Source organism: Bdellovibrio sp. KM01, from assembly GCF_013752535.1.
GTDB lineage: Bacteria > Bdellovibrionota > Bdellovibrionia > Bdellovibrionales > Bdellovibrionaceae > Bdellovibrio.
The window spans coordinates 94,099-120,815 of sequence record NZ_CP058348.1; the positions used below are offsets into that span (position 1 = coordinate 94,099).

24 protein-coding genes and 3 tRNA genes are annotated in these 26,717 nt (G+C 44.1%); 16 read left to right on the forward strand and 11 right to left on the reverse strand.

The features are described 5' to 3' along the window. Complete coding sequence (locus tag HW988_RS00450; protein ID WP_181605758.1) at positions 1 to 1,029, forward strand: hypothetical protein; 1,029 nt, start codon at positions 1 to 3, stop codon at positions 1,027 to 1,029. On the opposite strand, the gene HW988_RS00455 is transcribed toward HW988_RS00450, so the two are convergent. Next, entirely contained in the window at positions 1,030 to 1,941 is a 912-nt protein-coding gene (locus HW988_RS00455) for a chemotaxis protein CheX (RefSeq protein WP_181605759.1), read from the reverse strand. It abuts the gene before it with no gap. A 329-nt stretch (positions 1,942 to 2,270) separates the two neighbouring features. On the opposite strand from HW988_RS00455, the gene HW988_RS00460 reads away from it, so the two are divergent. Further along, positions 2,271 to 3,053 carry a trypsin-like serine protease gene (locus tag HW988_RS00460; protein WP_181605760.1) on the forward strand — a complete coding sequence of 261 codons (783 nt, stop codon included), beginning with the start codon at positions 2,271 to 2,273 and terminating at the stop codon, positions 3,051 to 3,053. Positions 3,054 to 3,108: 55 nt separating this feature from the next. Here HW988_RS00460 and HW988_RS00465 read toward each other — a convergent pair. Beyond that, positions 3,109 to 3,199, reverse strand: a tRNA-Ser gene (locus tag HW988_RS00465). Positions 3,200 to 3,352: 153 nt separating this feature from the next. Between HW988_RS00465 and HW988_RS00470 the strand changes: the two genes are divergently transcribed. The 7 genes from HW988_RS00470 to HW988_RS00500 all read left to right on the forward strand — a co-directional run bounded on the left by HW988_RS00470 (position 3,353) and on the right by HW988_RS00500 (position 11,031). Further along, positions 3,353 to 3,429: transfer RNA gene (locus HW988_RS00470), tRNA-Arg, on the forward strand. Positions 3,430 to 3,509: 80 nt separating this feature from the next. After that, the gene (locus HW988_RS00475; protein WP_181605761.1) at positions 3,510 to 3,962 is read left to right on the forward strand and encodes a hypothetical protein; all 453 of its coding nucleotides are present in this window, start codon (positions 3,510 to 3,512) and stop codon (positions 3,960 to 3,962) included. A gap of 53 nt (positions 3,963 to 4,015) precedes the next feature. After that, positions 4,016 to 4,091, forward strand: a tRNA-Asn gene (locus tag HW988_RS00480). A 264-nt stretch (positions 4,092 to 4,355) separates the two neighbouring features. Next, a complete protein-coding gene (locus HW988_RS00485) occupies positions 4,356 to 5,108 on the forward strand; it encodes a formyltransferase family protein (RefSeq protein ID WP_181605762.1) in 753 nt (250 codons plus the stop codon). Continuing rightward, a complete protein-coding gene (locus HW988_RS00490) occupies positions 5,105 to 7,486 on the forward strand; it encodes an alpha/beta fold hydrolase (protein ID WP_181605763.1) in 2,382 nt (793 codons plus the stop codon). Before HW988_RS00485 ends, HW988_RS00490 begins: the two co-directional genes overlap by 4 nt. Then, a complete protein-coding gene (locus HW988_RS00495) occupies positions 7,479 to 8,348 on the forward strand; it encodes a UbiA family prenyltransferase (RefSeq protein WP_255490130.1) in 870 nt (289 codons plus the stop codon). The genes HW988_RS00490 and HW988_RS00495 overlap by 8 nt, the downstream gene beginning before the upstream one ends. 1 nt (position 8,349) lies before the next feature. Next, the gene (locus HW988_RS00500; protein ID WP_181605764.1) at positions 8,350 to 11,031 is read left to right on the forward strand and encodes a phosphoenolpyruvate synthase; all 2,682 of its coding nucleotides are present in this window, start codon (positions 8,350 to 8,352) and stop codon (positions 11,029 to 11,031) included. A gap of 4 nt (positions 11,032 to 11,035) precedes the next feature. On the opposite strand, the gene HW988_RS00505 is transcribed toward HW988_RS00500, so the two are convergent. The 3 genes from HW988_RS00505 to HW988_RS00515 form a co-directional block, all read right to left on the reverse strand. Continuing rightward, positions 11,036 to 12,175: a DUF3419 family protein gene (locus HW988_RS00505; protein ID WP_255490131.1), complete on the reverse strand. Its 1,140-nt coding sequence runs from the start codon at positions 12,173 to 12,175 to the stop codon at positions 11,036 to 11,038. Further along, the gene (locus tag HW988_RS00510; RefSeq protein WP_255490132.1) at positions 12,147 to 13,124 is read right to left on the reverse strand and encodes a hypothetical protein; all 978 of its coding nucleotides are present in this window, start codon (positions 13,122 to 13,124) and stop codon (positions 12,147 to 12,149) included. The genes HW988_RS00505 and HW988_RS00510 overlap by 29 nt, the downstream gene beginning before the upstream one ends. Positions 13,125 to 13,228: 104 nt before the next feature. Next, the gene (locus HW988_RS00515; RefSeq protein ID WP_181605766.1) at positions 13,229 to 13,936 is read right to left on the reverse strand and encodes an outer membrane lipoprotein-sorting protein; all 708 of its coding nucleotides are present in this window, start codon (positions 13,934 to 13,936) and stop codon (positions 13,229 to 13,231) included. 76 nt (positions 13,937 to 14,012) lie between these two features. On the opposite strand from HW988_RS00515, the gene HW988_RS00520 reads away from it, so the two are divergent. Together HW988_RS00520 and HW988_RS00525 are read left to right on the forward strand one after the other, a co-directional pair. Then, entirely contained in the window at positions 14,013 to 14,693 is a 681-nt protein-coding gene (locus HW988_RS00520; protein ID WP_181605767.1) for an ABC transporter ATP-binding protein, read from the forward strand. Between the two features lie 2 nt (positions 14,694 to 14,695). Then, positions 14,696 to 15,904, forward strand: a complete 1,209-nt coding sequence (locus HW988_RS00525; RefSeq protein WP_181605768.1) for an FtsX-like permease family protein — start codon at positions 14,696 to 14,698, stop codon at positions 15,902 to 15,904. 3 nt (positions 15,905 to 15,907) lie between these two features. Here the strand turns inward: HW988_RS00525 and HW988_RS00530 are convergent, their stop codons facing one another. From HW988_RS00530 to HW988_RS00540, 3 genes are read right to left on the reverse strand one after another with little or no spacing between them, the layout of a single operon-like run. Next, positions 15,908 to 18,031, reverse strand: coding sequence for a dehydrogenase (locus tag HW988_RS00530; RefSeq protein WP_181605769.1), 2,124 nt, complete (start codon positions 18,029 to 18,031; stop codon positions 15,908 to 15,910). Continuing rightward, on the reverse strand, positions 18,000 to 19,031 hold the full coding sequence (locus tag HW988_RS00535) for an SDR family oxidoreductase (protein ID WP_181607505.1): 1,032 nt from the start codon (positions 19,029 to 19,031) through the stop codon (positions 18,000 to 18,002). The genes HW988_RS00530 and HW988_RS00535 overlap by 32 nt, the downstream gene beginning before the upstream one ends. Next, positions 19,028 to 20,035, reverse strand: coding sequence for a diacylglycerol kinase family protein (locus tag HW988_RS00540; protein ID WP_181605770.1), 1,008 nt, complete (start codon positions 20,033 to 20,035; stop codon positions 19,028 to 19,030). The genes HW988_RS00535 and HW988_RS00540 overlap by 4 nt, the downstream gene beginning before the upstream one ends. A gap of 262 nt (positions 20,036 to 20,297) precedes the next feature. Between HW988_RS00540 and HW988_RS00545 the strand changes: the two genes are divergently transcribed. After that, complete coding sequence (locus HW988_RS00545; RefSeq protein WP_181605771.1) at positions 20,298 to 20,762, forward strand: hypothetical protein; 465 nt, start codon at positions 20,298 to 20,300, stop codon at positions 20,760 to 20,762. A gap of 2 nt (positions 20,763 to 20,764) precedes the next feature. Here the strand turns inward: HW988_RS00545 and HW988_RS00550 are convergent, their stop codons facing one another. The 3 genes from HW988_RS00550 to HW988_RS00560 are packed head-to-tail and all read right to left on the reverse strand — an operon-like array spanning position 20,765 to position 23,072. Beyond that, positions 20,765 to 21,301: a hypothetical protein gene (locus HW988_RS00550; RefSeq protein WP_255490133.1), complete on the reverse strand. Its 537-nt coding sequence runs from the start codon at positions 21,299 to 21,301 to the stop codon at positions 20,765 to 20,767. After that, entirely contained in the window at positions 21,277 to 22,107 is an 831-nt protein-coding gene (locus HW988_RS00555) for a metallophosphoesterase (protein ID WP_181605772.1), read from the reverse strand. The genes HW988_RS00550 and HW988_RS00555 overlap by 25 nt, the downstream gene beginning before the upstream one ends. After that, on the reverse strand, positions 22,104 to 23,072 hold the full coding sequence (locus HW988_RS00560) for a hypothetical protein (protein ID WP_181605773.1): 969 nt from the start codon (positions 23,070 to 23,072) through the stop codon (positions 22,104 to 22,106). The genes HW988_RS00555 and HW988_RS00560 overlap by 4 nt, the downstream gene beginning before the upstream one ends. A 152-nt stretch (positions 23,073 to 23,224) precedes the next feature. Here HW988_RS00560 and HW988_RS00565 point away from each other — a divergent pair, with 152 nt between their 5' ends. From HW988_RS00565 to groL, 4 genes are all read left to right on the forward strand, one after another. Then, positions 23,225 to 23,755, forward strand: coding sequence for a hypothetical protein (locus tag HW988_RS00565; RefSeq protein WP_220128780.1), 531 nt, complete (start codon positions 23,225 to 23,227; stop codon positions 23,753 to 23,755). A gap of 120 nt (positions 23,756 to 23,875) precedes the next feature. Then, a complete protein-coding gene (locus tag HW988_RS00570) occupies positions 23,876 to 24,454 on the forward strand; it encodes a hypothetical protein (RefSeq protein ID WP_181605775.1) in 579 nt (192 codons plus the stop codon). A gap of 223 nt (positions 24,455 to 24,677) precedes the next feature. Beyond that, positions 24,678 to 24,965, forward strand: a complete 288-nt coding sequence (gene groES, locus HW988_RS00575) for a co-chaperone GroES (RefSeq protein WP_168196705.1) — start codon at positions 24,678 to 24,680, stop codon at positions 24,963 to 24,965. Positions 24,966 to 25,029: 64 nt separating this feature from the next. Beyond that, positions 25,030 to 26,676 (forward strand): chaperonin GroEL, encoded by a 1,647-nt coding sequence (gene groL, locus HW988_RS00580; protein WP_181605776.1) that lies wholly within the window; start codon positions 25,030 to 25,032, stop codon positions 26,674 to 26,676. The last annotated feature ends 41 nt before the right edge of the window (positions 26,677 to 26,717 follow it).

A 26,717-nucleotide genomic window follows, 5' to 3' on the forward strand; every position in this document is an offset into this window, starting at 1 on the left:
ATGTCTGATAAAAGCACGAGAATCTACGGTTTTGATATTTTAAGAATCGCCACGGTGATGGCGATTCTTTATTTTCACGTCTGGCAATACACGTTCTTTCAAGACGTGATCTCACTTCCGGCTGAGATATCGAATTATCACAACCTTACAGGTTGGGTCGGCGACGTCTTTAAGTATGGCGGTCTTTTCATCGTCGCTTTAAGTTTCTTTTTGATTGGTTTAAAAGTGCGCTCCCAACACAAAATGAGATTCTTTGTGTTGATCGCAGGACTGATAGCTTTGCAGGTTTCAACTGCTGACAATCCAATGGACCCAACAACTTGGGACTGGGATGTTTATTCCTATTTAGTGCTATCCTATATTCTTGTACTGGCGCTTCCGCGTAAGGTGATGTTGCGATGGCCGTTGATTGTGGCAAGTATAGCGCTGTTGAGTATCCCATACGAACAATATGCTGTGTTGCTAAATATTCCTGAAGCGATTCAGTTCTCGGGTTGGAATTTAGTGCCGTGGCTAGTACTGCCGGTTTTGTTTCACTCAGCTGGCGTTCTGTGGTCGCAAAAAAATCCAAACTTTTTTCAAGCTATGCGTAAGTGGGAGTGGCCATTGTGGGGTGCTTTGATTGCGTTGTTATTCGTAATTACACCGGATTATGGACCTTTCCCCGCGGGACCTGGATTCGAGGGCTACGTTTTTAAACAGAAGCCATTAATGTTTTGGAAGCATTTCATCGTCTTTGCATTTTTGATGAGGCTAAGTCTGGATCCGATAGTCAATTCGGCACTCGCAAGAATCAAAGGTATGTCGCAATTTTCGAATCTTGCGTGGAATAAGCATTTGGGTGTTTCTTACTTTATGCATTTGGCGTTCTTGCCTATGGGACAACATCTGATGGAATTCTGGGGACACTACCCGGGGACGTTTGATTGGTTCTGGTTATTTATTTTTATTTCCGTGGAAATCATTGTAAGGGCAATGTTTGCAATGCGCTTAACTGTTAAAATCAAAGTTGCACAGCTGATGCGCTAGTTACTTGCCTATAGGAACGGCGATCACCTTTAAATAAAAATGACCCTTAGTCGTAGAGAATGGGATCAGCATACCAGCAGATCCCTGTTTGCACTCAATCATGCTATCGGCTCCGATTAAAACTTTTGGTACTGTTAGTTGAACACCAAAGTTTGTAATTTCAGATTTCGCATTACCAAATATGATATTGTTGATCTCACCGACGGCATCCTGATTTTCAGAGTTCAGCTCTGTTTGTTCTTCCATCAACATCGTGGAAACGACTTCCAAGTAACTCGCTTTATCAAAAGAGATCGCAAGAAATCCTTGGTAAGATTGAGACTTGATTTCTACTACTGAGGAAATTTCGCCCTTAAGCGCTTCATGGGGAGATTTCGTTTCGGGCTTCCCCATCGTGATATTCTGAACACCGAATTGAGCAAAGACATTCATAGTCGCTTTAATCACAGCGTTGATCACGCGAACGTCAACTGCATATTTTGCTTGCGGAGCTGCAGACGCAGACGCTGCTGGTGTAGCAGAAGGAGCGCCTTGGTTTAGGCATTTTACCATCGCATTTACAAGGTCATCCGGATTGATCGGTTTTTTCAGTAAGACACAGCTTTGTAAAGTGTCGGGAAGTTCCGAGCTGTCCTTTTGTGTAACGACGATAAGATTTGCGTCTTGGGTATTTTTGTACGAGTGAAGTCCATACACAAAGCCACCGTCCATCAGGCGCGGCACTTCGGTATCGATCAGAACCACGTCAAATTTTTGATTTTCAGTTTTAATAGCGGCTTCGGCACCATCTTTTGCACGAACTAAAATTGGCGCAACAGTAGAATCACGGAAACGATCGCTCAATGGTTCACGCACTAGATTTTCTAGGCCTGAATTGTTATCAACAATGAGGATGGTTTTTCTAGTCTTCATGTTTGATCCGCTCAAGTTCTTTCTGCAAGGGTGAGGGAATTGCATGAAGTTACCTGTTTCCCAATTAAGGTATCGGCTTCAAGAAAAACTACTTTAACAATCTGTAATTGATCCGATTTGGTTTAATTTTCTCAATATAAGACACGGCGAAATACCGCCCAGGCATCTCATTTCGACCATATCTGAATATACTCATGGTTCACGACTGGACGAAAATTCAGTGGTTACTAGGTACTACAGAGTGTAAATGATTTGGACAAACCTTACTGATTTACAGGATAGATAAAACTCTATGTAACTTCGTCACCGTATCGGATATTTCTTGTGCCATGAAAAACAAAATTAAATTTATTTCGATGAGTGTCGCACTGTCTTTTTTAATTGCTTGTCAGGGACAAGAAACGTCCACTTTGAGTTTGAGTGATGGTTCGGGAATCGTCGGTGGCGAGAAAGTAAAATCAGGTGATGAAGTTGAAAAGCATCTTGTCATGGTGTGGGGAAAATCACCAACTGGTGGCAAAGTTTGCTCGGGAACGATCATTACGTCTAACTTAATTTTAACGGCTGCTCACTGTGTGCACGAGCGTGAAAAGCTTGAAGTGGGATTTGGTAAGAGTGGACTTTTTCCAAATTGGGAACCAGTAGATCGTGCAATAGTTCATGAGCAGTACAATGGCAATGTAGGTTATGGTTATGACCTTGCAGTTGTACGGTTGAAGAAACCTCTTCCAAAAGGTTATGGTCCTGTTGCGGTTGTCGGTGAAGAAGACATGCTGACGATTAACGAGCCCGTTATCCTTGCTGGTTACGGAAGAACTTCAGTTGATAAGCCAAGCTCCTCTGGCAATTTAAGAAAAGTTGAAACTACTCTTGCGCGTTGGATCCGTGGATTTTTGATCGTGGATATGAGTAATGGCAAGGGTATGTGTGACGGCGATTCTGGTGGACCGATGTTTGTCAGAAGAAATAATCAGCTTGTTCTTGCTGGAGTCACTTCTTTTACCCGCAACTCTCCTCACAGCAAGATCGATTGTATGAATGACGGCTATTATGCGGATCTAATAACTCACGGAAGCTGGTTAAGAACCACAGCCCGTGCGATCAATAACTAAAAGAACACTTTAAAAACAGAAAAACCTGCTCAGGGCAGGTTTTTTGTAGTCAAAATGGCGGAGAAGGAGGGATTCGAACCCTCGGTACACTTTTGGTGTACGAGCATTTAGCAAACGCTTGGATTCAGCCACTCTCCCACTTCTCCGCGGACTCGTATTTGAGCTGAAAAGCTAAATTGCCATAGCCGAGGTGCCAAATCAAGGATTGGGGCGGCTATAACGGGGTGCTTTTTGCAAATTTCTTTAAGAATGCTTGATTTTTTGATTACTGCGGCTTAAACATACGTCTCTTTCACAGTGCACTCGTAGCTCAGCTGGATAGAGTACTTGACTACGAATCAAGTGGTCAGAGGTTCGAATCCTCTCGAGTGCACCATTTTTTCCCTAAATTCCCCCAAAAAATCAATACCTTAGAAAAAAGAATCGCTATAGACTCTGTTTTGCCACGGAGGACTTATGGGTTTTAAATTTTGGTTGAAGGTCGCTTTCATGATTGGATCATTTGGACTGGTGATCTATGGAATGCAGCAACTCCGTTCTTCTGAATTTGCCCGTGAGGCACAAAAAGATGACAGCGCTTTATCGCTCCTTTTAGGAGGAGAAACTCGCCCGCTGAACTGGTGTTTACCAGAGACGAAAAAGGTCGAAATCCTCTCTGAAAAAGGTGAAGTCTTAAAAGCACTGACGAGCGCCCAAGATATCAGTTCCGTTTGCGAAATCTTGATTGGTCCAATCTCTACGGATGTGGTTCAAAAATCTAAATTTAACCGTCGATTGGTCGCATCTGACGCCAAAGGTACCACTAAAACGTTGGAACAAGCGGCCAACTCACCCTATTTTAGAGCGGATGAGATGCCTATGAGCTCCGTCATGCTGGAAAAAGTCCTGCAGCGACTGCTGCAGCCCTGATTTCTGTTTGACAAGATAGGCCCAAAATAATAGTTTGGCTTTCACCGAAACGTTCAGAAGTAGCTCAGTCGGTAGAGCAAGCGGCTGTTAACCGCTGGGTCGGGGGTTCGAGTCCCTCCTTCTGAGCCATTTTTTTCTTACTTTGGTAAGACACCAAAACCAGCCTTGAGCTGGTTTTTTAGTTTCTAGGCCAACCCTGTTAAATACCTGTAATTTCTAAAGATATATCGAACTGATGCCCCTCCTTGGCACTGTATTCGGGTTATACAGCCAATTCTACTTTATAGCGTCCTTATTGCTCCTAAGAGCCCGTTTTTAGGGCATAAAAGCTGCACTCTTGAGCCATGCAACCCCTTTAGCAATTTTAACCATTGGGATTTTCAAGGACCACTCATGAAAACTTTCCTTGTGAGCTCGACTGTCACTTTTGTTCCTGGCAACTACGAAGGATTTATCAATCATCTTGCGAAAAGTGATCGCGTGCATGGACTGATCTTGGTTGAAAACCGTGACTGGAAAATTGCTGCGAAAGCAATGCTGCTAATTATCTCGTTCGCGGCGCCTCGCATGGGTATGCATCTTTTGAAAAATTATTTTGGTAAATCAAACGCACGCAAAAAAGCGATGTTTGAAAAGCGGGGAAAAGCATTTCGAATTGTTTCCGATATTAATTCCGTTGAGACATTGAGATTCATCCAAGAAGAAAACGTTGAACTTATAGTTAACGCTCGCACGCGTTCTTTCTTCAAAAAAAATCTTTTGCAAACTCCACGTTATGGTTGCATCAACATTCATCACGGCCTTCTTCCCGAGCAACGCGGCCTTATGTGCGATTTCTGGGCTCATATGGAAAAAACTAAGTTCGGATTTTCTATTCATCAGATGACGTCCAAGTTGGACGATGGACCTATTCTTCATGTCGGCGAGGTCAAGACCTCTCCTTCAAACTATATGACATCCATATTCGAAGGGTCTTTAATAGAATCTCAAGCGATTGAAAAGTTACTAAAAGATCTCGAGAAGAATAAATCTTCAGAGAACATTTTTTCAGGTCTGGAAAATATCAAAACTGAAAAAACAAAATATCGCAGCAACCCCGGCTTAATGGACTTTTATAAACTTCAGTGGAGAGGTACTAAAATATGAAAACCATCTTTGCTCTTCATGGTAACCCTGGCGCTCCTCAAGATTGGTCCCTGCTGCAAAACCATCATGCAAAAATTAAAGCTGTTGATGCCTATTCGGATGATTGGATTCGTGAAGTACAGCAAAGCTCAGAGAAGGTGATTTTATTAGGTCACTCTTGGGGTGCTTATCGCATTCTGAAAGCTTTGCCGAAGATTTCTGCGCACGTCGAAAAAGTGGTTTTACTTGCTCCTTACGTAAACATTGAAAGACCTCTTTCCGGAGTGGCGCAAGCGCTTTTAAAAACACCGTGGATCGGGAAGAAACTGATTCAGGGTAATCATAAGAAAAGCAAAGACGGTTTTTTGAATGATTTAATTTATCCTTTTAAAGTTGAAGGTCTTCCCTACTATAAAGAAATCGAAAACCGCATGCAGCATTGGCAGATGTGGCAGAAAACGGCCTTCGTAAAAATGCAAATGCAGGCAAGTCCTTTAAGTAAGGGAGATGTGTGCCTGACACCCATCACGGTGATCTATGGTAATGATGATAAAATCAGCAGCGCCGATTCTCAGAATGAAATTTTAAAACAATATCCAAACATCACGATCAAACATCTAGAAAATGCGGGTCACGGCATGCTGTGGTCTCATCCCGAAATGATCTCGAAGGAGCTTTTAATGACGTCCCCAAAAATCGGATATCACGCTGGCGAAAACGAACAAAACAACGTTATCAGCTATATGGAAAAACATTTGCGTGAGTTTCCGAATCGCGTGGCTTTGCGCTGGGCTCGTCGTGAATCTTTGATGCAGTGGAATGGCGATCCTAAAACTCCTTTTCAGCACGATGAAATTAACTATAAAGACTTTTCCACACGTATTTCCTCATTCGCACAAGGTCTGATCGACATTGGTATTCAAAAAGGTGACAGAGTTATTATCTTTTTGCCGATGAGCTTGGATATGTACACGGCTATGTTCGCTGTGCAAAAAATCGGTGCGATCGCGGTGTTCTTGGATTCCTGGGCGCGTTCTCATCATTTAGGTGCCTCTGCTGAATGCGTGGGCCCCAAAGCTATGATCAGCTTTAAGATGGCGTTTGATCTGGTTGATCAGGTTCCTGAATTTAACTCTATGCCGATCCGTATCCTTTATGGACCGGGGGAGAAATTCACTCACAAGTTTGAGACTTTGTTAAAAGCTCCAACTTCTCCAGTATGCCCAGTTGAATCTGAATTCTCGGCTTTGATTACCTTTACAACCGGTTCGACTGGTAAGCCAAAGGGTGCGAACCGTACTCACCGATTCTTGTCGGCGCAACATCATGCTTTGTCGCATGTGATTCCGTACACAGAGCAAGATCGTGATATGCCGGCCTTCCCGATATTCAGTTTGAATAACCTGGCCTCGGGTGTAACGACGATTTTGCCGGCTTTGGATTTGTCAGCTCCTTCAGAGCGTGATTCTGCGATCCTGGCTTGCCAAATTATTAACGAAAATATCAATTGCACGACGCTTTCTCCGTCAATGCTTGTGGGCTTGGCGAAATTCTGTAAAGAAAAAGGCATTGTCTTAAGTCACCTTCGCCGTGTGGTTACGGGCGGCGCACCGATATCTAAAGATGACGTGAAAGCATTCTATGAAATCGCGCCGCAAACAGAACTTTGGATTTTGTATGGTTCCACAGAAGCTGAACCAATGGCCCACATTGAAGGCCGTGACATGCTGAAAGAAACAAAACAAACGGACCCAGAAATCATCGAAGAAGGTGTTAACGTAGGTCATATCAGTGAAGACGTTGATTTCAAATTTGTTATTAGAAAAGACGGCCCTATTGAATTGATCAATGGTTCATGGGCTGGAGTTGAAGTTGCCAATGGCGAAGTGGGCGAGTTCATTTGTACAGGCGACCACGTTTGCCGTGAATACTATAATAATGAGGCAGCATTTAAGACGACTAAAATTATGGATGCGCAAAACCGCGTATGGCACCGTACGGGTGACCTTGCCTATATTGATTCAGATAAAAATCTTTGGATCGTAGGCCGCGTGAACAATGCGATTCAAAGAGCCGGCAAGTACTACTTCCCGGTAACAGCCGAAGTTCTATTGAAACGTATGCCGTTTGCTTACCGTTGTGCATTCTTGGGTATGTCTGACGAAAAACTTGGTGAAGCGACTTACGCTGCTATTGAGCTTAAAGGTGATATCGATAAAGCTACGTTTGATTTCGAGGCGGCTCGCAAAGAAATTCAACGTGTCTTTGGCAAAAACGGAATTCCTTTGGACAAAATTCTTTTTGTCGACAAAGTACCAATGGATCCGCGCCATCACTCTAAAGTTGAATATAAAGTATTGCGTGACCAACTTTCTCAACCGGGAGTTGTGATTGCGTAATTGGTTGATCCTTATTAAAGAACGCTTTAGTCCGTTCCAGTATATTCCTATGATTGTCGCCTTTACGGTGGCAAACGGTTTATATTTGGCGAAAGCAGAAAGTCTTGAGTGGAGCTGGAGCCGTTTTGCGATGGCTTTTGTTCTGATGTTGTCGTTCTTTTTTAGAATGCGTCTGTTTGATGAGATTAAAGATTACGAAGTGGATTTGAAAATCAATCCAACACGTCCCCTGGCTCGTGGCATCCTATCTGTTACGCAGGTGAAGCACGCATTAATGATTTTGATCGTGCTTGAGTTAGTGGTTGTTTCGCAATTGGGTTTGCCAAGTTTTTTGGTACATGTTCTGGGAATTGGTTATAGCCTTCTCATGTATGAAGAGTTTTTTATCGGAGATATTCTTCGTCCTCATCTGACGACGTACGCCGTGTCTCATACGTTCGTGAGCGTGCTATTGGGAATTTCTGCAGCGATGGGAATCTCTGGAGTTACAGATCTATCGGTTTTGTGCAAACACGCTGCTTTCTTTTTGGTGAACTGGTGTTTCTTTAACTTGTTTGAGTTTGCCAGAAAGACCTATGCTTCTGAGGAAGAAAAAGAGAACGTTCCAAGCTATTCAAATATCTTTGGAACTAAAGGTGCTTATCTTTTGTCGATCAGTCAGGTCGTGTTGGGTTTGGTGCTGCTAAGATATCAATTCGGTGAATTCTTAGTGTGGCCTGGTGTGCTGGCGGGAGTTTACTTGATCGCAACGATTGCCTATTTATTTAAGCCGAAAGCGGCGAACGCAAAACTTTTCCGCGGTGTTACGGGTGCCTATTTGCTGGGTCACTTCATCGTTATGTCTATTGTGCTAGGAGCGTAAAATGTTGGTCACAAAAAAATCCACATTGTTATTTGCAAAGAATGAAGCCGGCGGAAAAGGGTATAACCTTTATTTGATGTCTCAATCCGGGGTGCCAGTTCCTGAGTGGGTGGTCTTCGGTAAAAAGTATTTTAACGAATTCCTGGATTCAAAGAATGTCCGTGCGGCTGTTTCTGCGAAAGTGGATCAAGTGATGGCGGGTACTTTGTCTCCGGCTCAGGCCGAGAAAGACATCCTGGCAATCTTTGAATCCACGGCTGCGACTGAGTACCTAAGTCAATCTGTTGACCAAGCGCTAACAATGTTGAATCAAAGCACGGTCTTTTCTGTGCGTTCATCGGCGGCAGACGAAGACAGTGTGTCTCACTCTTTTGCGGGACAGTTAAGTAGCTTTCTTTATGTGAGTGGGAAACAGGATATCTTGGACTTTATTAAAAGGTGCTGGGCATCGGCTTTCAGCGAGCGTGCTTTGGTTTATCGTCAGGAAAACGGGATTGATCTTAAAAAGATCTCTGTATCCGTCGTCCTTCAGCGCATGCTTGATCCAGATAAATCAGGGGTGATGTTCACTTGTGACCCCGTTGCCAAGAATCTTACAAACTTTGTGATCTCCTCTGTATATGGTGTTGGTGAAGGCCTGGTGTCAGGTGCATTGGATGCGGATTCCTATTGGATAAATTCCGCGACGGGTGCTCTGGATAAAAAAGAGATCGTGGAAAAGTCAGAGCAGATGAAAAAGTCTTCCTCTGGCCACTGTCAGTTATTACCGGTTGAGGAATCCAAAAAAAATGCGTCGTCATTAACCGATGCTGAACTGAATGACCTTTATAAATGGGGCGTGAAGATTCAAAACAGTTATCACCGTCCTCAGGATATCGAGTGGGCTATCCAAGACGGGAAACTTTATATCTTGCAAACTCGTCCGGTGACGAATCTGGAGTCAGATTTAGTCGGTTATCCAAATCTGTGGGATAACTCCAATATCATTGAATCCTATGGTGGTTTGACGTCTCCATTGAGCTTTAGCTTTGCTTTGCGCAACTATAAAGCGGTGTATGTCCAGTTCTGTGAAGTTCTGGGTGTTCCTTCTGAGATCATCAAGGACATGGATAACTATTTGTCGTACATGCTGGGATCTATCAACGGGCGCGTGTATTACAACCTATTCAATTGGTACAAACTTGTCGGCGTCCTTCCTGGGTTTAAGCAAAACCGCGAATTCATGGAAACGATGATGGGTGTTTCGGAGTCTTTGACGGATGAAATCGCAAATCGTATCAAGCCTCACCCGTCTTGGGATACTCCAGCCGGAAAACTTCGTCAGATGGTGACGGGTTTTAATTTTATCAAGTATCACTTTACGATTCAGACTGTGGTGGACGATTTCCTTAAAACTTTCCACCGTGATTACGACAAGTACCGCGCTATGCCTCTTAAAAGAATGCGCGGAGATCAGTTGATTCAAATTTATGCTGAACTTGAAAGAAACATGTTGGGTCGCTGGAAAGCGCCGATCATCAATGACTTCTTGTGCATGGTGCATTTTGGTTTGCTTAAAAAGCTTACGAATAAATGGCTTTCTGGTTTGGATTCGACGATTCAAAATGACTTGCTTGCTGGTGAAGGCGGACTTGAGAGTGCGGAGCCGACGAAAGCGTTGCTCCGTTTGGCCAGCATTGCTGCTAAGAATCCGGGTTTGAAGACATTGATTGAAACTACAGATCCTAAAGATGGTCTGGAGGCTTTGAATCAATCGAACTATGAAAACTTCTATCACTTAGTATTGGATTATCTGGATAAATACGGTTTCCGTTGTATGAGCGAAATGAAGCTTGAGGAAATTGATCTTTTAACGGACCCAAGCTATTTGTTCGTATGTTTAAAGAACTATCTGAAGGCTGGAAAAGTAGAAATTCACGACGATGCTCACGAAAAATCTTTGCGCTCCCAAGCAGAAGAAAAAGTAGCGAAGCATTTATCAGGCTTCCGTAAAAGTATGTATTTCTGGGTGTTAAAGCACGCCCGTAAGGCAGTAAAAAACCGCGAGAACACGCGTTTTGCCAGAACTCGTATCTACGGTATTGCGCGTACGATCTTCCAAGCTATCGGCGAAGACCTTGCAGGTTTGAATGCCTTGGAAAATCCGCGTGATATTTTCTGGCTGACGATCGAGGAAGTCTTTGGGATCTACAATGGTACTTTGCCGGCCTACAACTTAAATAATTTCGTACAACTGCGTAAGAAAGAATACGATGGTTTTTCCGAAGACACAGATCCTCGCATCATGACTCGTGGTGCGGTTTATTGGAATAACACTTTCGTGGCTCCGGTTGAAGAAGCTCCGATTGATCCTAACGCAACTTATGATCTAAAAGGTCTTCCATGCTGCCCAGGAATCTTAGAGGGTGTGGTGAAGGTTATTCTTAATCCAGGTGACAACTTAGATTTGAATGGCGAGATTCTGGTGACAGCGCGAACAGATCCGGGATGGGTGCCATTGTATCCGGCAATTTCAGGTTTATTGGTTGAGCGCGGAAGTTTGCTGTCGCATTCGGCGATTGTTGCGCGCGAGATGGGTATTCCTGCAGTAGTCAGTATTCCGGGGCTGACGAAGACTTTGAAAACCGGCATGCGCATCCGTATGGATGGCAAAGCCGGTACGGTGGAAATCCTAAGCGAATAGTCGATTAGGATTTCTTATAAATGTGGAATTGATAAACGCCTGTGCCGTCAGTTTTAGCGGCCCAGGCGTTTTTGTCTTTAAGCTCCTGCCAGCCTGTTAAATCCATTTCTTTTGCGGCACGCATGAAGGAACGGATCACCATACAAGTTCCTGACGAATTTTCTTTATTCAGTTTTTGCAGAACTTGATTTGCGTCTTGATCGCTTAAGTAAGAGATCGTGTCAGACAGAGAAATAAAGCTGTATTTTTCTTTTGGCAGGTACTCAAGTAAATTTCCCAATAGGTAGTTCACTTTCGTGTTCGATTTTTTGACTGCTTCGAAAATGTGATGATGAGCTTCCAAAGGAAGACCTTCTTCGTGACGGATGCTGCCTAGAAACAGAATCTGCATGAAATAGTTCTTACGAACTAATTGCGTGCGGAAAATGCGATCAAATTCTTCAACGATAAATTGGCTTGGTGGACGAGACTCTGTTTTATGGCCATCGCTACCGCTGAAATGACCTTTATAAAGGTATTTGTTAAACACAAACTCACTTGCCGCCACTTTAATAAAAGTATTCCAGCGAATTTTTGGCCAGTGTTTTTCATACAGGTCAATTTGTTCCGTCAAGCTTTGCGCTTCAAATACTTTCGAGAAGTCACACTTAAGAACTTCGCGGAACAAGTAACCTAATTTTTGGAAGTGCGACTCCCAGCGGCCTAAAAGAATAAAGCCATGGGGAGCCCAACCACTTTTGCGTTCTTCCCAGTATTTCTTGGCTGCTTCAGACAGTTTCAACTTATTGAACATCGTCACACGGTCGTCACCAGTATCGTTTCCGGACTGCAAAGCGCCACGGTAACCCATAAAGAACAAGTATTCTTCATAAGTCAGTGCCTTCATGCTTTGGAAGCGCAGTTCGCAAAGATAGTTTTGACTGACTGACATGTCGATCACATCTAGAACCGCCGGATTTTTCGCAATTAAAGGCATGCAGCGTGCACCGGAGCCCGCGATACTAAATACGCGGTCCGTGTTTTCTGGAAGAAGATCAAACTCGATCCGAGTGTCTTCGTTGGACAGAGTGTAGTTTAAATCTGAAAAATATTCGCTCGCCATCATGTCCTCGTTTCTAAAAAGGTAAATTTCCGGTAACTTCAAATCGAATTCCAGCAACAGAGCCGCCGGTCATGTTTTTATAGATTGAAAAAAGACTGTCTTCGGTGCCTTCGTAATATTGCACGAAACCTGTTAGTGTAAACCAGTCGGTAATATTGTATCCATAACTCAAACTTGCAAAGGCATCCTGGTTGATCGAGTTGTAATACACTTGCGCCTGCAGATCGTGGCGGTTGGGATTCCAGACCATGCTGACATAGTACAAGGCTTTGTAGTCATGGGTGTTGGTGCTAAATCTTCCCGAATCATAGAACGTGACCATCGGTAGAATAACGAAATTTCCCAAAAATAAATCAACTCCCAAAGATCCAAAGTATTCGTCTTCGTAATCGGGGTCTGCGTGAACCGAATAGTCGTGACTACTGCCGAGTTCAATTTTTGGAACGGCCTTTTCAAAAGCATAGTTCGCCGTCATTCCGTAAATGTTCTTCATGGCTACGCGGGCGGCAATGGCTGTAAAAGCAATGCCTTGGCCATTGATTTTAACTCGCGCTCCCGTTCCAGTTTTGCCATCGTCTTCGTAGGTCATGGTTTCCGGTAAAGGTTCTGGATAATAAGTTTGCGCAAGCTGACTGACGCCTACTAAATCCAAACCAAATGTTTCGGATTCATATGAATAAGAGATACCTTGAGAATGCGTTAGTTGATCGGCAAAGGGATCAAAGAACAAGCGATTGTAACGACGTCCGGTCCACACATCCAAAGATGGCACAACCCAACTGTCACTCCACCGCATGGCTTGTTGGCCCACGCGAAGATAGGAGGATCCTGCTTTAAGTTCTAAATAGGCTTCTTGCAAATAACCCCGATGTGGAGATCTGCGTTCTTCCGCGTTCTGTGCATAATCAAAGTCGCCAAAGCCTTCCGCAAAGACTTTGAAGTGACCGGCCTCTGCGTTCAATTTTGAATGCAGCAATAGACGGTTTGCCATCTCTTCCTTGTTTTCTCCACCGATATATTCGTATCGAGAGCTTAAAGTCAGATCAGCACGCGCAGAAAAGGAGGCTAATAATACAGCCCCGACGAGCCAAAGCCTCACTTCATGCTTTCCATATTGCGAGTCGTGAAAAAGCCGTCATCGAAAGTTTTTGGCTTCATGCTTTTGATGCGGATGTAGCTGACTTGTTTATTCACGTCCTGAATTTTGATAGTCGTGGGACGAACAGCGCCTGCTATACTTTTGTAATCCTCGAAAGACGCGCGTTTTAAGACTGTTTTGCCGTCGAGGCCCAGGTAATCAGCACGCAAAGGTTGAGCGTTTGATTTTTTCAGCCACAGGCGGATCCAGGCATAAGTTAGATTTTCTTTGGAGCCTTTAAGTAGTAATTGGACTTCGTTCGCATTCTCGGATTCTTTAGTGACATTGTAGTCACCAGCCCATCTGGTTCTGGAGATATCACCGTTTGCGACCTGCCCTGAAAGTTTTTGTGCCAGGGATAAGCGCATAGATCTTTTAAGATTAGGAATGTAGGCGTGAAAGTCACGGTCCAGCATCAGCATATTGCGACCTTTATCGCGAGCTGGTTCTTTCGTGATGATCATCGTTTTGTCTTGGCCCTTAAGGGAAACATCGAAAACGGAAGTCCCTTCCGGAGTTTCCACTTGGATTTGCATTTCGTAGGAATCTGAAGGATTACGAATTTTGTCTGCGGCTTGAACCATTTGTTCCGGAGATGCGGCGTTCGCAGATAGCGCTGAAAAAACCAGACCGAAGATAATTAGTTTAGCCTTTAGGATTTTCATGATGATCTCCACAATTTAAATATCTATACTGTTTGAGCCTCCTCCACTTTAACCTTCCGTATTCAAAGGAGCAACAGTGAGTGCGCTATACAGACTTCAAAACCTAGATTACTCCTACGAGTGGAATAAACAAAAAGTGCCCGTTTTGAAGACTTTGAATATCTCTTTTGATGAGGCCTGCTTTTGTTGCATTGTTGGTCCCAGTGGATCTGGAAAAACGACGCTATTAAACCTTCTTGGATTATTGGATTCCCCGACAAATGGCCAAATAATTTTTGGGGATAAAGATGTGGGTAACCTTCCAGAGATTGAAAAGGAAAAGATTCGCCTTCATCAAGTGGGTTTTGTTTTTCAAAGTTTCTATTTGATTCCGACTTTGACGATTCTGGAAAATACGTCTTATTTCCTGCCGTCTTTGGGTTACTCCCAGGGTGAAGCAAAAAAAACAGCATTAGAAACTTTGGATTTATTGGGAATTGCGAATCACGCGCATAAAAAGCCATTGGAGTTATCCGGTGGCCAACGGCAGCGTGCTGCGATTGCCCGTGCGATCGCTAAAAAGCCGGCCGTAGTTTTGGCGGATGAGCCGACAGCGAACTTAGATTCTGAAACTTCTGAAAAAATTATTGGTGCCTTTAAGGAACTTCAGAAATCTCAACGCACCAGTTTCATTTTTTCCACACATGACTCTCATCTAGTTAAATATGCAGAGACGATCCATCACATCAAAGACGGTCAAATTTCTACGGGAGCATAGCCATGACAGAGATTTTTAAAATTGCCTGGAGAAATCTATTCCGTAATCCCCGTAGAACAGCGGCAAGTCTGTTAACTGTTTGTTTGGGTGCAGCTGCTCTTTTGATCTATCAAGGTTTCAACAGTGGGATCATGAATCAATACCGCGAGAATACCATCCACGGATACTATGGTTTCGGCCAAGTTTTCCCCAAAGGCTATTACGGAAAAGTGTTCGAGCAACCCTGGAAAATGTGGATTGAAAATCCGGAAGAGGCTGAGAAGAAACTTTTGTCGGCTCCTGGTGTGGAACAAGTCTTCCCCCGTCTTTCATTTTATAGTTTCTTGGCCAAGGGCGGAATCACGCTGGGTGGCCGCGGCGAAGGTGTTTTACCAGAAAGAGAAAATAAATTCTTTGATAAGATGAATTTTATTTCTGGCGGCGATCTTAAAGATGAAAGTGAAATTATTCTTGGAAAAGGCCTGGCCGATTCTTTAGATGTTAAAGCGGGCGATACGCTGACTCTTTTGACTCAAACGATCAATGGTCAGTTGAATGGTGCTGACCTAAAAGTTGCAGGCGTTTTTCATATGGGGATTAAGGCCATCGATGATGGTTACTATCGCCTTCACTTAAAGCAAGCTCAGCGCCTGCTGGATACTCAGCGCGTGGAATTGTTCTCTTTGGCGACGACCGGCGTGGATCATTGGGATGAGGTTGCAAAGAACATCAATCAAGCAGATCCCAATCTAGAACCGGTGCGTTTTGAGATTCTGGATAAAGTATATTATCAGAACTCGGTGGACTTTTTGTCTGCGCAGTTTGCTTTTATCCGCATGATTATTCTGTTGATCGTAGCTTTGGGAATTTTCAATACCATCGCAGTTGGATTGCTGGAACGTGGTGGCGAGATTGGTGCTTTAAGAGCCAATGGCGAAAAGCGCAGTCGTCTGTTCAAAATTCTTTTGCTGGAAAATTCATTTTTGGGGCTGTTCGGCGGGATTTTGGGGATACTATTGGCTTTGCTTTGCACGAAAACGGTGTTGGCATCGGGAATTCCGATGCCTCCGGGCCCCGGGATCACTCGTCAGTATTTGATTTTCATTGAGATTCAAGGAAGTCATTACGTACAGGCATTATTGTTGCCGATGTTTACGGCAATCATCGCCAGCTGCTGGCCGATTTTCAAGCTTTTGCGCAGATCCATTCCGGAACTTCTGCGCTCGACATAAAGACTATCTTTTCAATAGGGCAAGTTGGCGGGTTAGTTCAAATTCACGATCGGTGATAACACCCATGTGACCTTGGATTTCCGCCAATTCCACTCCGTGTTTTACCGCCATTTTATAGATTTGTTTAACTTTATCCCACTCGATATCGCGACCCATGGTGAATGATTCGTGACGACCTTCCATTGCCAACAACGCTGTTTCTGCCAGGCAGGCATAAACGGTTTTTCCAGGTAAGCCCAAATCACAAGACATTTGCATGGGGCCTGGTAAATTCACTTCGCCGGATTCCATGATCAGAACGTCAGGACGTTTTCTGACGTCTTCCATTTCGAAATCCAATGGACGAGAACAGTCCGCGACTACGCAACCGGGCTTAAGTAACATCACATCCACGATCTTTTGGTCGAAGGACGACGTAGCCGTTAGCAAGGCGTCCGCTTGAGAAGCCAAGTCGTTGGCATTTGTTGAAAGGATAATTTCACAGTTCGGTGCGATTTGGCGAATCTCTTCGCGCAGTTCTTCCAGACGATTCATTCTGGGTGCAACCAAACAAAGCTTTTTAAAAGTCAGCGCAAGAAGTTTCGCTGAAACCTTCCCAATTGAACCCGTCGCGCCGATGACCATCGCCATGCCGTTCACACGATTGTCAATTGGGTCGATGGAAACGAAACCCATTTTTCTAACGGCTTGGTTAAGACCCCACAATGTTGCAGAAGCACTTAGACTGTTACCGGTCGTCACAGGAATCGGACTGTTTTGATTGATCGTGATACCTTGGTCGCCGACAATTTTCGTGTAGGCACCAAGACCTGCGATCTTTGCCCCACGGGCCGCGGCGTCTCTGCAGATGCCTTCAATTTGGCGATAAATCACTTCCGGATCAGATTCTTTTAAAACTTTTGGTGTTGCCATCAATCCATAGATGATGCCGCTGACTTCCTTGCCATTGTGCTGGCTGATCACATGTTTGATTTCGCCGTAGACAATCGGTGGGGCTTTCGAAATCAGGCGGTCAAACGGATCATTCCAGGATTTTGGCATTTGCTTTAAAATTCCAAAGCCAGGAACGCGGGTAAAATCATTATGAGAAAGTGCGTGCACAACAAATGCGAAATCAGGTGGCTCTTCTTTTTTTAGTTTTCCTCTGACGAAATTGATACCTTTCGAAATCTTAGCCTGAGTAGAAGTCTGGCGCGTTGTTGTGTATTGTCGAGCCACTTCACGAACTTCCGTTTCAGTAGCCAACAGTTGTTCCCATTCTTCATTTGAAAGCGGAGCCGTTCTGTTATGAGTTAAACGAAGGACAGCGTCCAAGATCGAATAGTTCATATAGGGGCTTACGTTAAACTCTTCCGGGAAAAGATTGATGATGGATCTGGGTTCGTACTTTTTAAGTTCTTGTTCCATCAGCGGATGATGTGACCAGACGATCACATCTTTGTTGCGAACAACATCGGCACCAGAGTCATAGAGCAAAATAATTGGAAGGTCGCCGCACACGTACTGCAGGTGTTCAGCTTGAGAAACCAAGGATGAACGCATCATCTTTTGAAACTTATTTTCGGCAAACGGTGTGTTGTTGCGTAGGTCGCGCATTGTTGCGAAATTAAGAGCGGTTTTGGTAACTGTCTTAAGTCCTTTGAAGGGACGGATAACAAAAGGCAGCCCTAATAGTGCGAAAGCATCACCCATGTGAACGGATTCTGGGTAGCGGTGACGAAGAAACTCTTCTATTTCCAGATTCAAAATGGCAGTTGGAAAGAAAACGCCCTGTTCAGGCTGAACTTTTCCTTGATCGATCATTTTTACCAGTGAATTGATGTTGGCAATTTCGCGAAGACCCGTGCCATCACAAATAGGTGCTGAAGATGGCAAACCCATGATCTCAAGATACTGACTGTGAACGTAGCTTTTGCCATCCATACGAATGACAGGAGGAAGGCTGGTTAATGCAAAGGCATCAACTTGATCACGCAGGCTTATAATCAGCTTTTTCATTAGGTCCACAGAGAACTGCACACCAAAGCGCTGAACTTCGAAGTGATTGCCACCGTAGTCAAATTCAAAGGATGCATCCCAGAAGGGGCGACCGAAACTAATCTCTGCGATGCGATATGTACTTTTCATAGCCTCTCCAGAAAATAGCTTCGTAATCTTTAAACTCAGGACACCAGTTCGCACCTAAAACAGCTTCAGTATCGCTGGAGTCGTATTTAGGAAAATGCAGAAGATAGTTTAGTTCTTCCTGAGGAAACTTCAAGGCTAGTTCAGAAACGGCCTTTAGCAATGTCTCAGGAACGTTATCTACAAGTTTAATGCCCTTGCTGTTGATGCTTCTGTTTTCCAAAGTCGATTTATAAAGTTCTTCGATATCAAGTCCGTGTTTGGGCGTGATATGAAAGCTGCGGTAAGAAGTATTCTCTGGGTTCAAAGACCAATCACAAAACTTAACGATAGCTTCAGCCGCTTTATCAACGGGTACCAATGGCAATGTTCTGCCCACCGTTCCGGGCAAGGGCAATACGGTTGGGAAAGCTTCGATTACCTTTTTCAGTCGATCAAAAGCAACGGGAGCTTGATAAGGCCCATCGATGCGCTGAATTTCGCCGTTTGCCGTATCCCCGACCAAAACTCCCAGTCGGAAATTAACTTTCAAACGAAATTCGTGATTCCAGTTTTGAATGGTTTTCTCTGCCAAAGCTTTAGATTCGGAATATGGATCGGGGAATGAACTTGAGAAATTTAAATCGTAGGGTTTTACCCCCGGCAATTTAGAGTTCACCGCGGCTGCCACAGAGCTGGTATTCATGAAGACGGGAATATTCAAAAGGCTGGCAACCTTAAGGGCGGTACCTGTTCCAGTAATATTGTGATGAAAACATTCTTCGTGGGTGGCAGTTAGGTCATATAGACCCGCCATGTGCAAAAAGATTTCAAACTTTTCAGCTTTCAAAGCTTCAATATCCAAGCCTGCATTCCACTTGCGCAAGTCACCTTGAATTTCGGTGTTGCCCGAGCGGGACATAACGTAAACCTGAAAATTTTCACGCAGCAGTGGGACAACCTTCTGACCCAGAAAGCCCGTACCACCCGTCACCAAAATTTTAGGTTTCGATTTGCTCGTCATTTTGCCGCTACCACGATTGGTAAGAAACGGTGCAAGCATTTTACTGTAAGCTCACTTACACCTTTATGAAGAACCTCTCCGTCACCAAAGAAAGTCAGGGTTCTTTTCGTGTTTTTTGTTTTCAAGGAAAACTCTTTTAGCTCGTAAGATTTGGAATAAGGAAGTCTTGCAGCAGTGCCACGGCGAATATTTAAAGCAGTGCGCACATGTTCTGCTTGAGAACTGGATTCAGAGATCAACAGATTCATGGTGCCGTCAGTATTTGACGTAAAAGGAGCAGGAGTAAATGTTGAAGCCACATTCGGTTGATTATTCACCAGAATAATAGGTGCTGTTGTTTCGAAGTTCGCTTTATTGGGGATATTGACTTCCAACTTCCAATCAGTTGGATCCCAGGTACGAATAGCTTCGAGTGCCATCATCGAATAAATTTGTGGGCCCATCTTCTTAACCATGGAATAGCTTTGTTTAGCCAAGAACTTGAATGCCAAAGTTGCCTTCGGGCAGTCGGATCTTTTTTGCAAATAGCTGCGGAAATCATTCGACATCTCGGCTGTCATTGCTGGCAGCCCCAAGCCGCCATTTGTTAACATATAAGATTTTTTGCCATCGCCAGTAACTTCGATCACGTCGATATTCTTGGTTGTTCCTTCAAGGATATTGCGAACGGCTTGATGAATCTTAGTTGAAATACCCATTCTTTCCGCAAGATCATTGGCTGTACCAGAGCGAACCAGGGTAACCGGTGGCATATCAAAACCCAATCGTTCGTGGATTCGGATCATAGTTTGGAAAGTCACATTGATCGTTCCGTCTCCGCCGCAAATGATCAGGGCATTGGTTTTATTCAACATCTCGTGGGCTAAAAAGAGGTCTAATTCTTCAAGAGTTTTCGGAGTGGCAAAATGCAAATCACAGCGGAAAAGGGCTTCGCGAACAATAGCTTCCACTTGCCCTTGATTGGAGGAGCCTGCCTTTGGATTGATAAGGATCGAAACTCTCATGGAGATACCTCTGTTAATTCCCATCTCAAGTGCATGTTATGTGCCCCCAGCAACCACCGTAGTCACGCAATAGTTCTAGGTGGGAAGCTCTAACTGTCTTAAAGTTAGACAGAGTGACAGCCAGGGCCTACACCCGGGCAATAAGGTTAACCATATGTAACCACTTGAAAAGACTGCGGAGCTCCTAATCCTGGCTCGATAGAGGTATAGTTCCTGGGTCCTGGGCTTGTTAAATGAAATTGCACAAAATACGATATTGTTTATGAAAAACATCGTTCTGCTTTTAGCGTTTTTGGGACTATCTGCGTGTGCCGGAAAATATAATATCAAATCTTCTGAATCTTCTGTGAATTACGTCGTGAATACTGCGCACGTGATTAATCAGGGTGGCAATTCCAAAGACATGGATACTCACGTATCGCGTGCTTTGATGGTGCGTGGTCTTAAGGTGACTGACAGTGAGTCTGTCACGAATATTCCCAAGACGGATATTTTGGTTAAGTACACGGATAGCTGGCAATGGGATATCACAATGTACTTAAGAGCTGTCGACATTACTTTCTATGATAAAAGCGGAAATATTATAGCTTCTGGGAACTACACGAATTCAGTTTTCCACGAATGGCCAAATGAAGGTCAGGTCGTGCAAAAAATTGTCGATGATATTTTTGAAAAACTTAGAATTACACCAGGAAAAAAACAGGCTTCGAACCCAACGAAGCCTTAGAGCTAGAACAGGTATTGCAGAGTCACGCCAGAGGAAATGTAGTACTGAACATCGCGATTTGAATTGTTAAACATCGCGGTCAATCCATTATCAAAGATGCGGATGCGGTAACCGATACCGAATCCGCTCGGTAAAAACGTATATGTTGTTCCGAACTCGAGGCCATAGCGAAAAGCTGTTTCATCATAGTATCCTTTGGAAGGATACTTGTCTGGAGATCGCATAAAATAGCGATCACTATTGAGGGCATAAACAGCAAATATACCAAATTGCAAAGGTCTCCAAATATTACCGTTAGTGGGAGAATTCCATCGCGAATATCTGTAAGCGATATTAGTCTGATAAAAGATCTCTTGTTCGATTAGGTATCCGCCCAAAGTCACATCGATGGCATGCTCTGGCAGCCACTCGTAACTTGCGCCGGCCGCAAGAGTTCCCATAAAACCTGCGCGCTCCAAAATCACGCGCCAGTCGCTCGCCTGCGCAGACGTATTCCACAGGAAAGAAAATAAAACTAGGGCTTTAGCGAAAGGCTGCAATCTTCCTCCAAAGTATCCATGCGTTTGACACAAAACTGTTTCGACGTCGTGTCGATAGTAATAATCAACCAGTGTGCTCCGTACTCGCTGTCAGATCTTCCACACTGCATGGTGATCGTGCCGTTGTCAGTTCCCAGTTGGTAGACGTGATTGTGACCATTAAAGACGACTTTGACCTTAGAGTTCGTCATGACAGCATCCATGTTGGCGGCATCGTCACCAAAAAAACGTTCGGGGTCACGAAGTGGTGTGTGCGTGAAAATAAAAACGTTATCCGGCGCAGAGGCATCAGTGGCAGTTTCTTTTAACCAAGCGGAATCAAAGTTTTCCGGGCTTTCAAGATTATTAGTATTAAAGAAAATGAAGCGGTAGTCGCCACGATCAAAATACATGTTCAAAGGACCGAAAGCTTTTTTGAAAAGCTCGGGACCAGCGCCGATGGTATCGTGATTGCCAATCGCCATGACACTAATCCCCTTCAACCGAGAAATCGCTTCGATGAAGGAGTCATATTCAAGGTTATAGGCAGAATTGGTATAGTCGCCCAGCCCCGCGATAAAATCGAACGGTTCATTTTGATTGATACCGTATGTGACCTTATCTATGGCTTTATAATTTTGGTGTGGATCTGCAAAAACCGCCAGACGAATTTTACCATCACTATCAACTGCTCCAATTTGACCGACATTTTGGGCGTTCAAATTTCTTTCCGGACGAAGAAGCTTGTCCGAAAAAGGTGAATCAACAAACGGAGCGCACGAGCTTAATGTGACAAAAAATACCAGGTGCAGAAGAATTTTTGTCATAAACGAAACTCCAAAGCTAATCTGCCGTAAAAGTCTCCCTTAATAGTTTGAGTTTTCGCATCCGGATGATACAGATGGTCTGTTTGATAAATGCGACGATCACCTGATCCACCGATAGCAAAGGTCACTTGTGTGGCCGAAGTCACGTCACGAGTAAGATACGCCTCGGCCAGGATTTCCTGATAGTAGAGACGATGATTGTCTTCGATACGCTCGTTCAGAAGATAGGAGCGCACGGTGAATGCGGTAAAGGCCCCGACAGTAGTGTTATCTCCGACATCTGTGGAAACTCTTAAATTGGTTCCAAATGGTGTGGTGAAGAACTGGCCGTGCCAGTCATCTTTGAATATCCAATCAACTTTTACATAGGGAAATCCGAAAGAAACCGTTTTTCCTTCAAGTTCGAACATCATCCCGAAATATGGAAAAGGCTTCCCGTTGTGAAGGCCTCGATTCCCCGACTGATCAATTCCCAGAAGGTAGCTGTGATCGTTGAATTTTTTAGTGTGATAAATCAGCGCACCATAAAAATAGTTATTGCGGGGTGCACCCCAAGGACTGTCGCTGGCGGTGGCATAGGCTGCAAAGACGCTCATCTCGCTACCATCAGCAAAATTTTTCCTGACGCCAAAACCGCCGATCTGATTACTTAAAGAGTTCGCGATGAAAACGCTTTGATCCCCCAATTCAAAATCGGCACGTCCCAAATTAAGCGCTTCATCGTAAAGTAATGCGGAGGCGGACCACGTCTCTGAATGAAAAAGTGGAATACGAATACTGCCGCCAGATATACGCACCGGGGAGTTTTTGTAAGTATAAGGTGAAGTCCATAAATCCGAGCGTAAATCGAACATGATCTCGAGATTCTGTTCTTGAATAGTCGGCACAGTACCCAATGGGCCTGCGACAGCTGTGGATTGTTGGATTAGGAATCCTGCGATAGTTATGAAAAATATTTTGAGCACTTTTAATTTTTAGATTTGCTGCTCGATAGAGTCATCTGAAATATCGCATGAGTGTTTTATAATACATCTTGTACCCCAAAGTGCTTTTAGTTAGCATTTCTCAGTACATGAGTTGTTTTAAATTTTTTGCCAAATGGCTGTTGAGCTTGTTAGTGATTGGACTTGTTGCTTGCGCAGATCAAGGTTCATCGTCTTCCGTGATTCCGGATAATCAAAATCAGAATAACGGTGATAGTCCCGACATTATCGAATATGCACGTGGATCGATTAAAGGGCGTGACTGGAAATATGTCCAAGGCCGTGCGGTTATCTTTAAAAGAAATAACAAAAACTTTTTAGAGATTCGTTTGTGGAATGAGCGATTCGATAATCCGTGCGCCGTTGCCGTAGGAACCAACACTCAAGTGCGCATGTATGCTCCTTACTCTCAAGGAACATGGCGAATTGATCCGCTGGATCCCTTTTCTTTAATTCCGACAGTGATCTTTTCTGATTATTCTGCCGGCTCTCATGCGCGTGGAAATCTGATTGCTGATCAAGGCGCCATTTCTGTGAACACGATAAATAAGGATATGGTAAGCGGGGTTGTCCAAGGACGCTTTACCCCTTCTGATGTGGGTGCGACACATATATATGGAAGATTTAGTGTTCCATTGTGTACGCCCTTATTCGGCTCATATTGACACAAAAAGGCCCTGAGCCCCACCCAAGTCAAATGTATTGCTTATGAGGCCTGAAAAGGCCGGGCATAAACATTGAATTCCTGGAATCCGAATCACGTATGTTGGAGACTTGGAGGATTGATGAACCCTGTTAAGCACCTTTCTTTGGTGGCCGTTTTCTGTATGACTGCAACAGCTTTGTCTGGGCAGGCGGCAGCTCCATCGAAACAATTCATCATCCCCGTACGTTCGACGGTGGCTACTCCTCAAGCTCAAGCGCCAAAATTTAAAAGTTATCGTGAGTGGAAAACTGAAATGGTTAGCACCGCTCAAATGAAAGTTACTTACCTAAAAACTCAAATTGATTCTAAGAAAATGAACCGCCGTGCTGCTTCTGGCACTGATCCTAACCTTGCTCGTGGAAGAAATAATCTTGAAGCTGTAGCGTCTCAGGATATCTCTGTGGATAAAATGGAAAAGCAACTTCGCGAAGAGCAGTATGACTTGGAAGTGGCGAAAGATCTGTCCGTGACGGACTATTTCGCCGGCTATTTGACAAAGGTTCCAGATAAGAAAGCGGCTTTCAAGGAAGTGGCTGGTAAGCTTTCTCCGGAAGAAGTGGCTGAGTTGATGAATGCCTATGCGAACTCTGTTTTTGGCGCCCATGCGTCAGACCTACCAGCGAGCGCTACGAACACCAGCAAAGAGTCCGTTCGCTAATCTGACTCTACCCTTCTAAAACACCTACAAATCAATATAGCTTTGTGCGTTAAGCGTGCGGAGCTGCTGGTTTTCGTTCAAACCGAGTCCAAAGTCAGTTTACCGCAAAAAATTTCACTTCCGCGGCTTGACGTTTTCTCAGGGGGGTTCATATTACCTCCATCAATAATTATTACTTAATCAGTTCTAATAACCGGAGGAATACACAATGGCTAAGAACGAAATCGGCGTTCGTCCGCTTCACGACAGAATTCTTGTTCGCAGAATGGCGGAGGAAGAAAAAACTGCAGGCGGTCTTTTTATCCCTGATACAGCAAAAGAAAAACCACAAAAAGGTGAAATCATCGCGACTGGTAAAGGTCGTGTAACTGAAGACGGCAAAATCTTGCCTCTTGAAGTTAAAGTTGGCGACAAAGTTCTTTTCAGCAAATACGCAGGGACTGAGTTGAAACTTGAAGGCGCAGAATACTTGATGATGCGCGAAGAAGACATCCTAGGCGTTTTTAACTAATTTAATAAAGTAAACTTATCTACTCCGACCCCGTCGGAGTGCTTTTAGATACGGAGTAAATCAAATGTCTAAAGTATTAGTATTCTCAGAAGACGCTCGCGCACACATCCTTAAAGGTGTGAACACTCTTGCGAACGCAGTAAAAGTAACATTGGGACCTAAAGGTCGTAACGTTGTTATCGATAAATCTTTCGGCTCACCGATGATCACTAAAGACGGTGTAACTGTTGCTAAAGAAATCGAATTGGAAAATAAATTCGAAAACATGGGCGCGCAAATGGTTAAGGAAGTTGCTTCCAAAACTAATGACGAAGCCGGTGACGGTACAACAACTGCAACTGTTTTGGCTCAAGCGATCTATCGCGAAGGCGCAAAACTAGTTTCTGCAGGTCACAACCCAATGTCTATCAAACGTGGTATCGACAAAGCGGTTGCGATCATCATCGACGAACTTAAAGCAATGGCGAAACCAGTTAAAGGTTCAAACGAAGTTGCTCAAGTTGGTTCTATCTCTGCAAACAATGACAAAGAAATTGGTCAAATGTTGTCAGACGCTATGGACAAAGTTGGTAAAGAAGGCGTTATCACTATCGAAGAATCTAAAACTGCTAAAACTGAAGTTACAGTAGTTGAAGGTATGCAATTCGACCGTGGTTACTTGTCACCGTACTTCGTAACTAACGCGGAAAGAATGGAAGCAGTTCTTGAGAACGCTTACGTTCTTGTATACGACAAAAAAATCTCTTCTATGAAAGATATGATCTCTATTCTTGAAGGCGTTGCTAAGCAAGGTCGTCAGTTGTTGATCATCGCTGAAGACGTTGACGGTGAAGCATTGGCAACTTTGGTTGTTAATAAACTTCGCGGCACTCTTCATATCTGTGCTGTTAAAGCTCCTGGCTTCGGTGACCGTCGTAAAGCTATGCTTGAAGACATCGCGATCCTAACTGGTGCGAAAGTTATCTCTGAAGATATCGGTCGTAAACTTGAGCAAGCGACTATCGCTGATCTTGGTGTTGCGAAACGTATCGTTGTTGATAAAGACAACACAACTATCATTGATGGTTCTGGTAAAAAAGCAGACATCACTGGTCGCGTAAACGCAATCAAAGGTCAAATCGAAGAAACTTCTTCTGACTATGACAAAGAAAAATTGAAAGAGCGTTTGGCTAAATTGGCTGGCGGCGTAGCTGTTATCCACGTTGGTGCTCCTTCTGAAGTTGAGATGAAAGAGAAAAAACACCGCGTAGAAGATGCGTTGAACGCGACTCGCGCAGCTGTTGAAGAAGGTATCGTTGCTGGTGGTGGTACTGCTTTGCTTCGCGCTTCTGTAAAAGTTGATAAAACTAAATTTGCTGAAGAAGAAGCTTTCGGTGCGATGATCATCAAACGCGCTTGTGAAGAGCCTATTCGTCAAATCGCTGCGAATGCAGGTCTTGATGGCGCGATCGTTTTGGATCGTATCCTTCAAAACAAATCTGCCTCTTGGGGTTTCAACGCATACTCTGACGAATACACTGACCTAATCAAAGACGGTGTTATCGATCCAGTTAAAGTTGTTCGTTGTGCTCTAACTAACGCAGCCTCTGTTTCTTCTTTGATGCTTACTACTGAGACTATGATCGCAGAAGCACCTAAGAAAGATTCTCCAATGCCAGCTGGTGGCGGCCATGACATGGGCGGCATGGGTGGTATGGGCGGCATGATGTAAGCCTAAGGCTTACATTAGCTTCCTAAAACAAAAAGCCTGAG

Excerpts from the sequence above, each read along its gene's own strand:
- HW988_RS00545 (WP_181605771.1), top strand. The coding sequence starts at position 20,298 with ATGAAAAACATCGTTCTGCTTTTAGCGTTTTTGGGACTATCTGCGTGT.
- HW988_RS00490 (WP_181605763.1), top strand. The coding sequence starts at position 5,105 with ATGAAAACCATCTTTGCTCTTCATGGTAACCCTGGCGCTCCTCAAGAT.
- HW988_RS00500 (WP_181605764.1), top strand. The coding sequence starts at position 8,350 with ATGTTGGTCACAAAAAAATCCACATTGTTATTTGCAAAGAATGAAGCC.
- HW988_RS00450 (WP_181605758.1), top strand. The coding sequence starts at position 1 with ATGTCTGATAAAAGCACGAGAATCTACGGTTTTGATATTTTAAGAATC.
- HW988_RS00485 (WP_181605762.1), top strand. The coding sequence starts at position 4,356 with ATGAAAACTTTCCTTGTGAGCTCGACTGTCACTTTTGTTCCTGGCAAC.
- HW988_RS00570 (WP_181605775.1), top strand. The coding sequence starts at position 23,876 with ATGAACCCTGTTAAGCACCTTTCTTTGGTGGCCGTTTTCTGTATGACT.
- HW988_RS00535 (WP_181607505.1), bottom strand. The coding sequence starts at position 19,031 with ATGACGAGCAAATCGAAACCTAAAATTTTGGTGACGGGTGGTACGGGC.
- HW988_RS00525 (WP_181605768.1), top strand. The coding sequence starts at position 14,696 with ATGACAGAGATTTTTAAAATTGCCTGGAGAAATCTATTCCGTAATCCC.
- HW988_RS00510 (WP_255490132.1), bottom strand. The coding sequence starts at position 13,124 with ATGGCAAACCGTCTATTGCTGCATTCAAAATTGAACGCAGAGGCCGGT.
- groL (WP_181605776.1), top strand. The coding sequence starts at position 25,030 with ATGTCTAAAGTATTAGTATTCTCAGAAGACGCTCGCGCACACATCCTT.
- HW988_RS00475 (WP_181605761.1), top strand. The coding sequence starts at position 3,510 with ATGGGTTTTAAATTTTGGTTGAAGGTCGCTTTCATGATTGGATCATTT.
- HW988_RS00555 (WP_181605772.1), bottom strand. The coding sequence starts at position 22,107 with ATGACAAAAATTCTTCTGCACCTGGTATTTTTTGTCACATTAAGCTCG.
- HW988_RS00455 (WP_181605759.1), bottom strand. The coding sequence starts at position 1,941 with ATGAAGACTAGAAAAACCATCCTCATTGTTGATAACAATTCAGGCCTA.
- HW988_RS00460 (WP_181605760.1), top strand. The coding sequence starts at position 2,271 with ATGAAAAACAAAATTAAATTTATTTCGATGAGTGTCGCACTGTCTTTT.
- HW988_RS00515 (WP_181605766.1), bottom strand. The coding sequence starts at position 13,936 with ATGAAAATCCTAAAGGCTAAACTAATTATCTTCGGTCTGGTTTTTTCA.
- HW988_RS00530 (WP_181605769.1), bottom strand. The coding sequence starts at position 18,031 with ATGAAAAGTACATATCGCATCGCAGAGATTAGTTTCGGTCGCCCCTTC.
- HW988_RS00540 (WP_181605770.1), bottom strand. The coding sequence starts at position 20,035 with ATGAGAGTTTCGATCCTTATCAATCCAAAGGCAGGCTCCTCCAATCAA.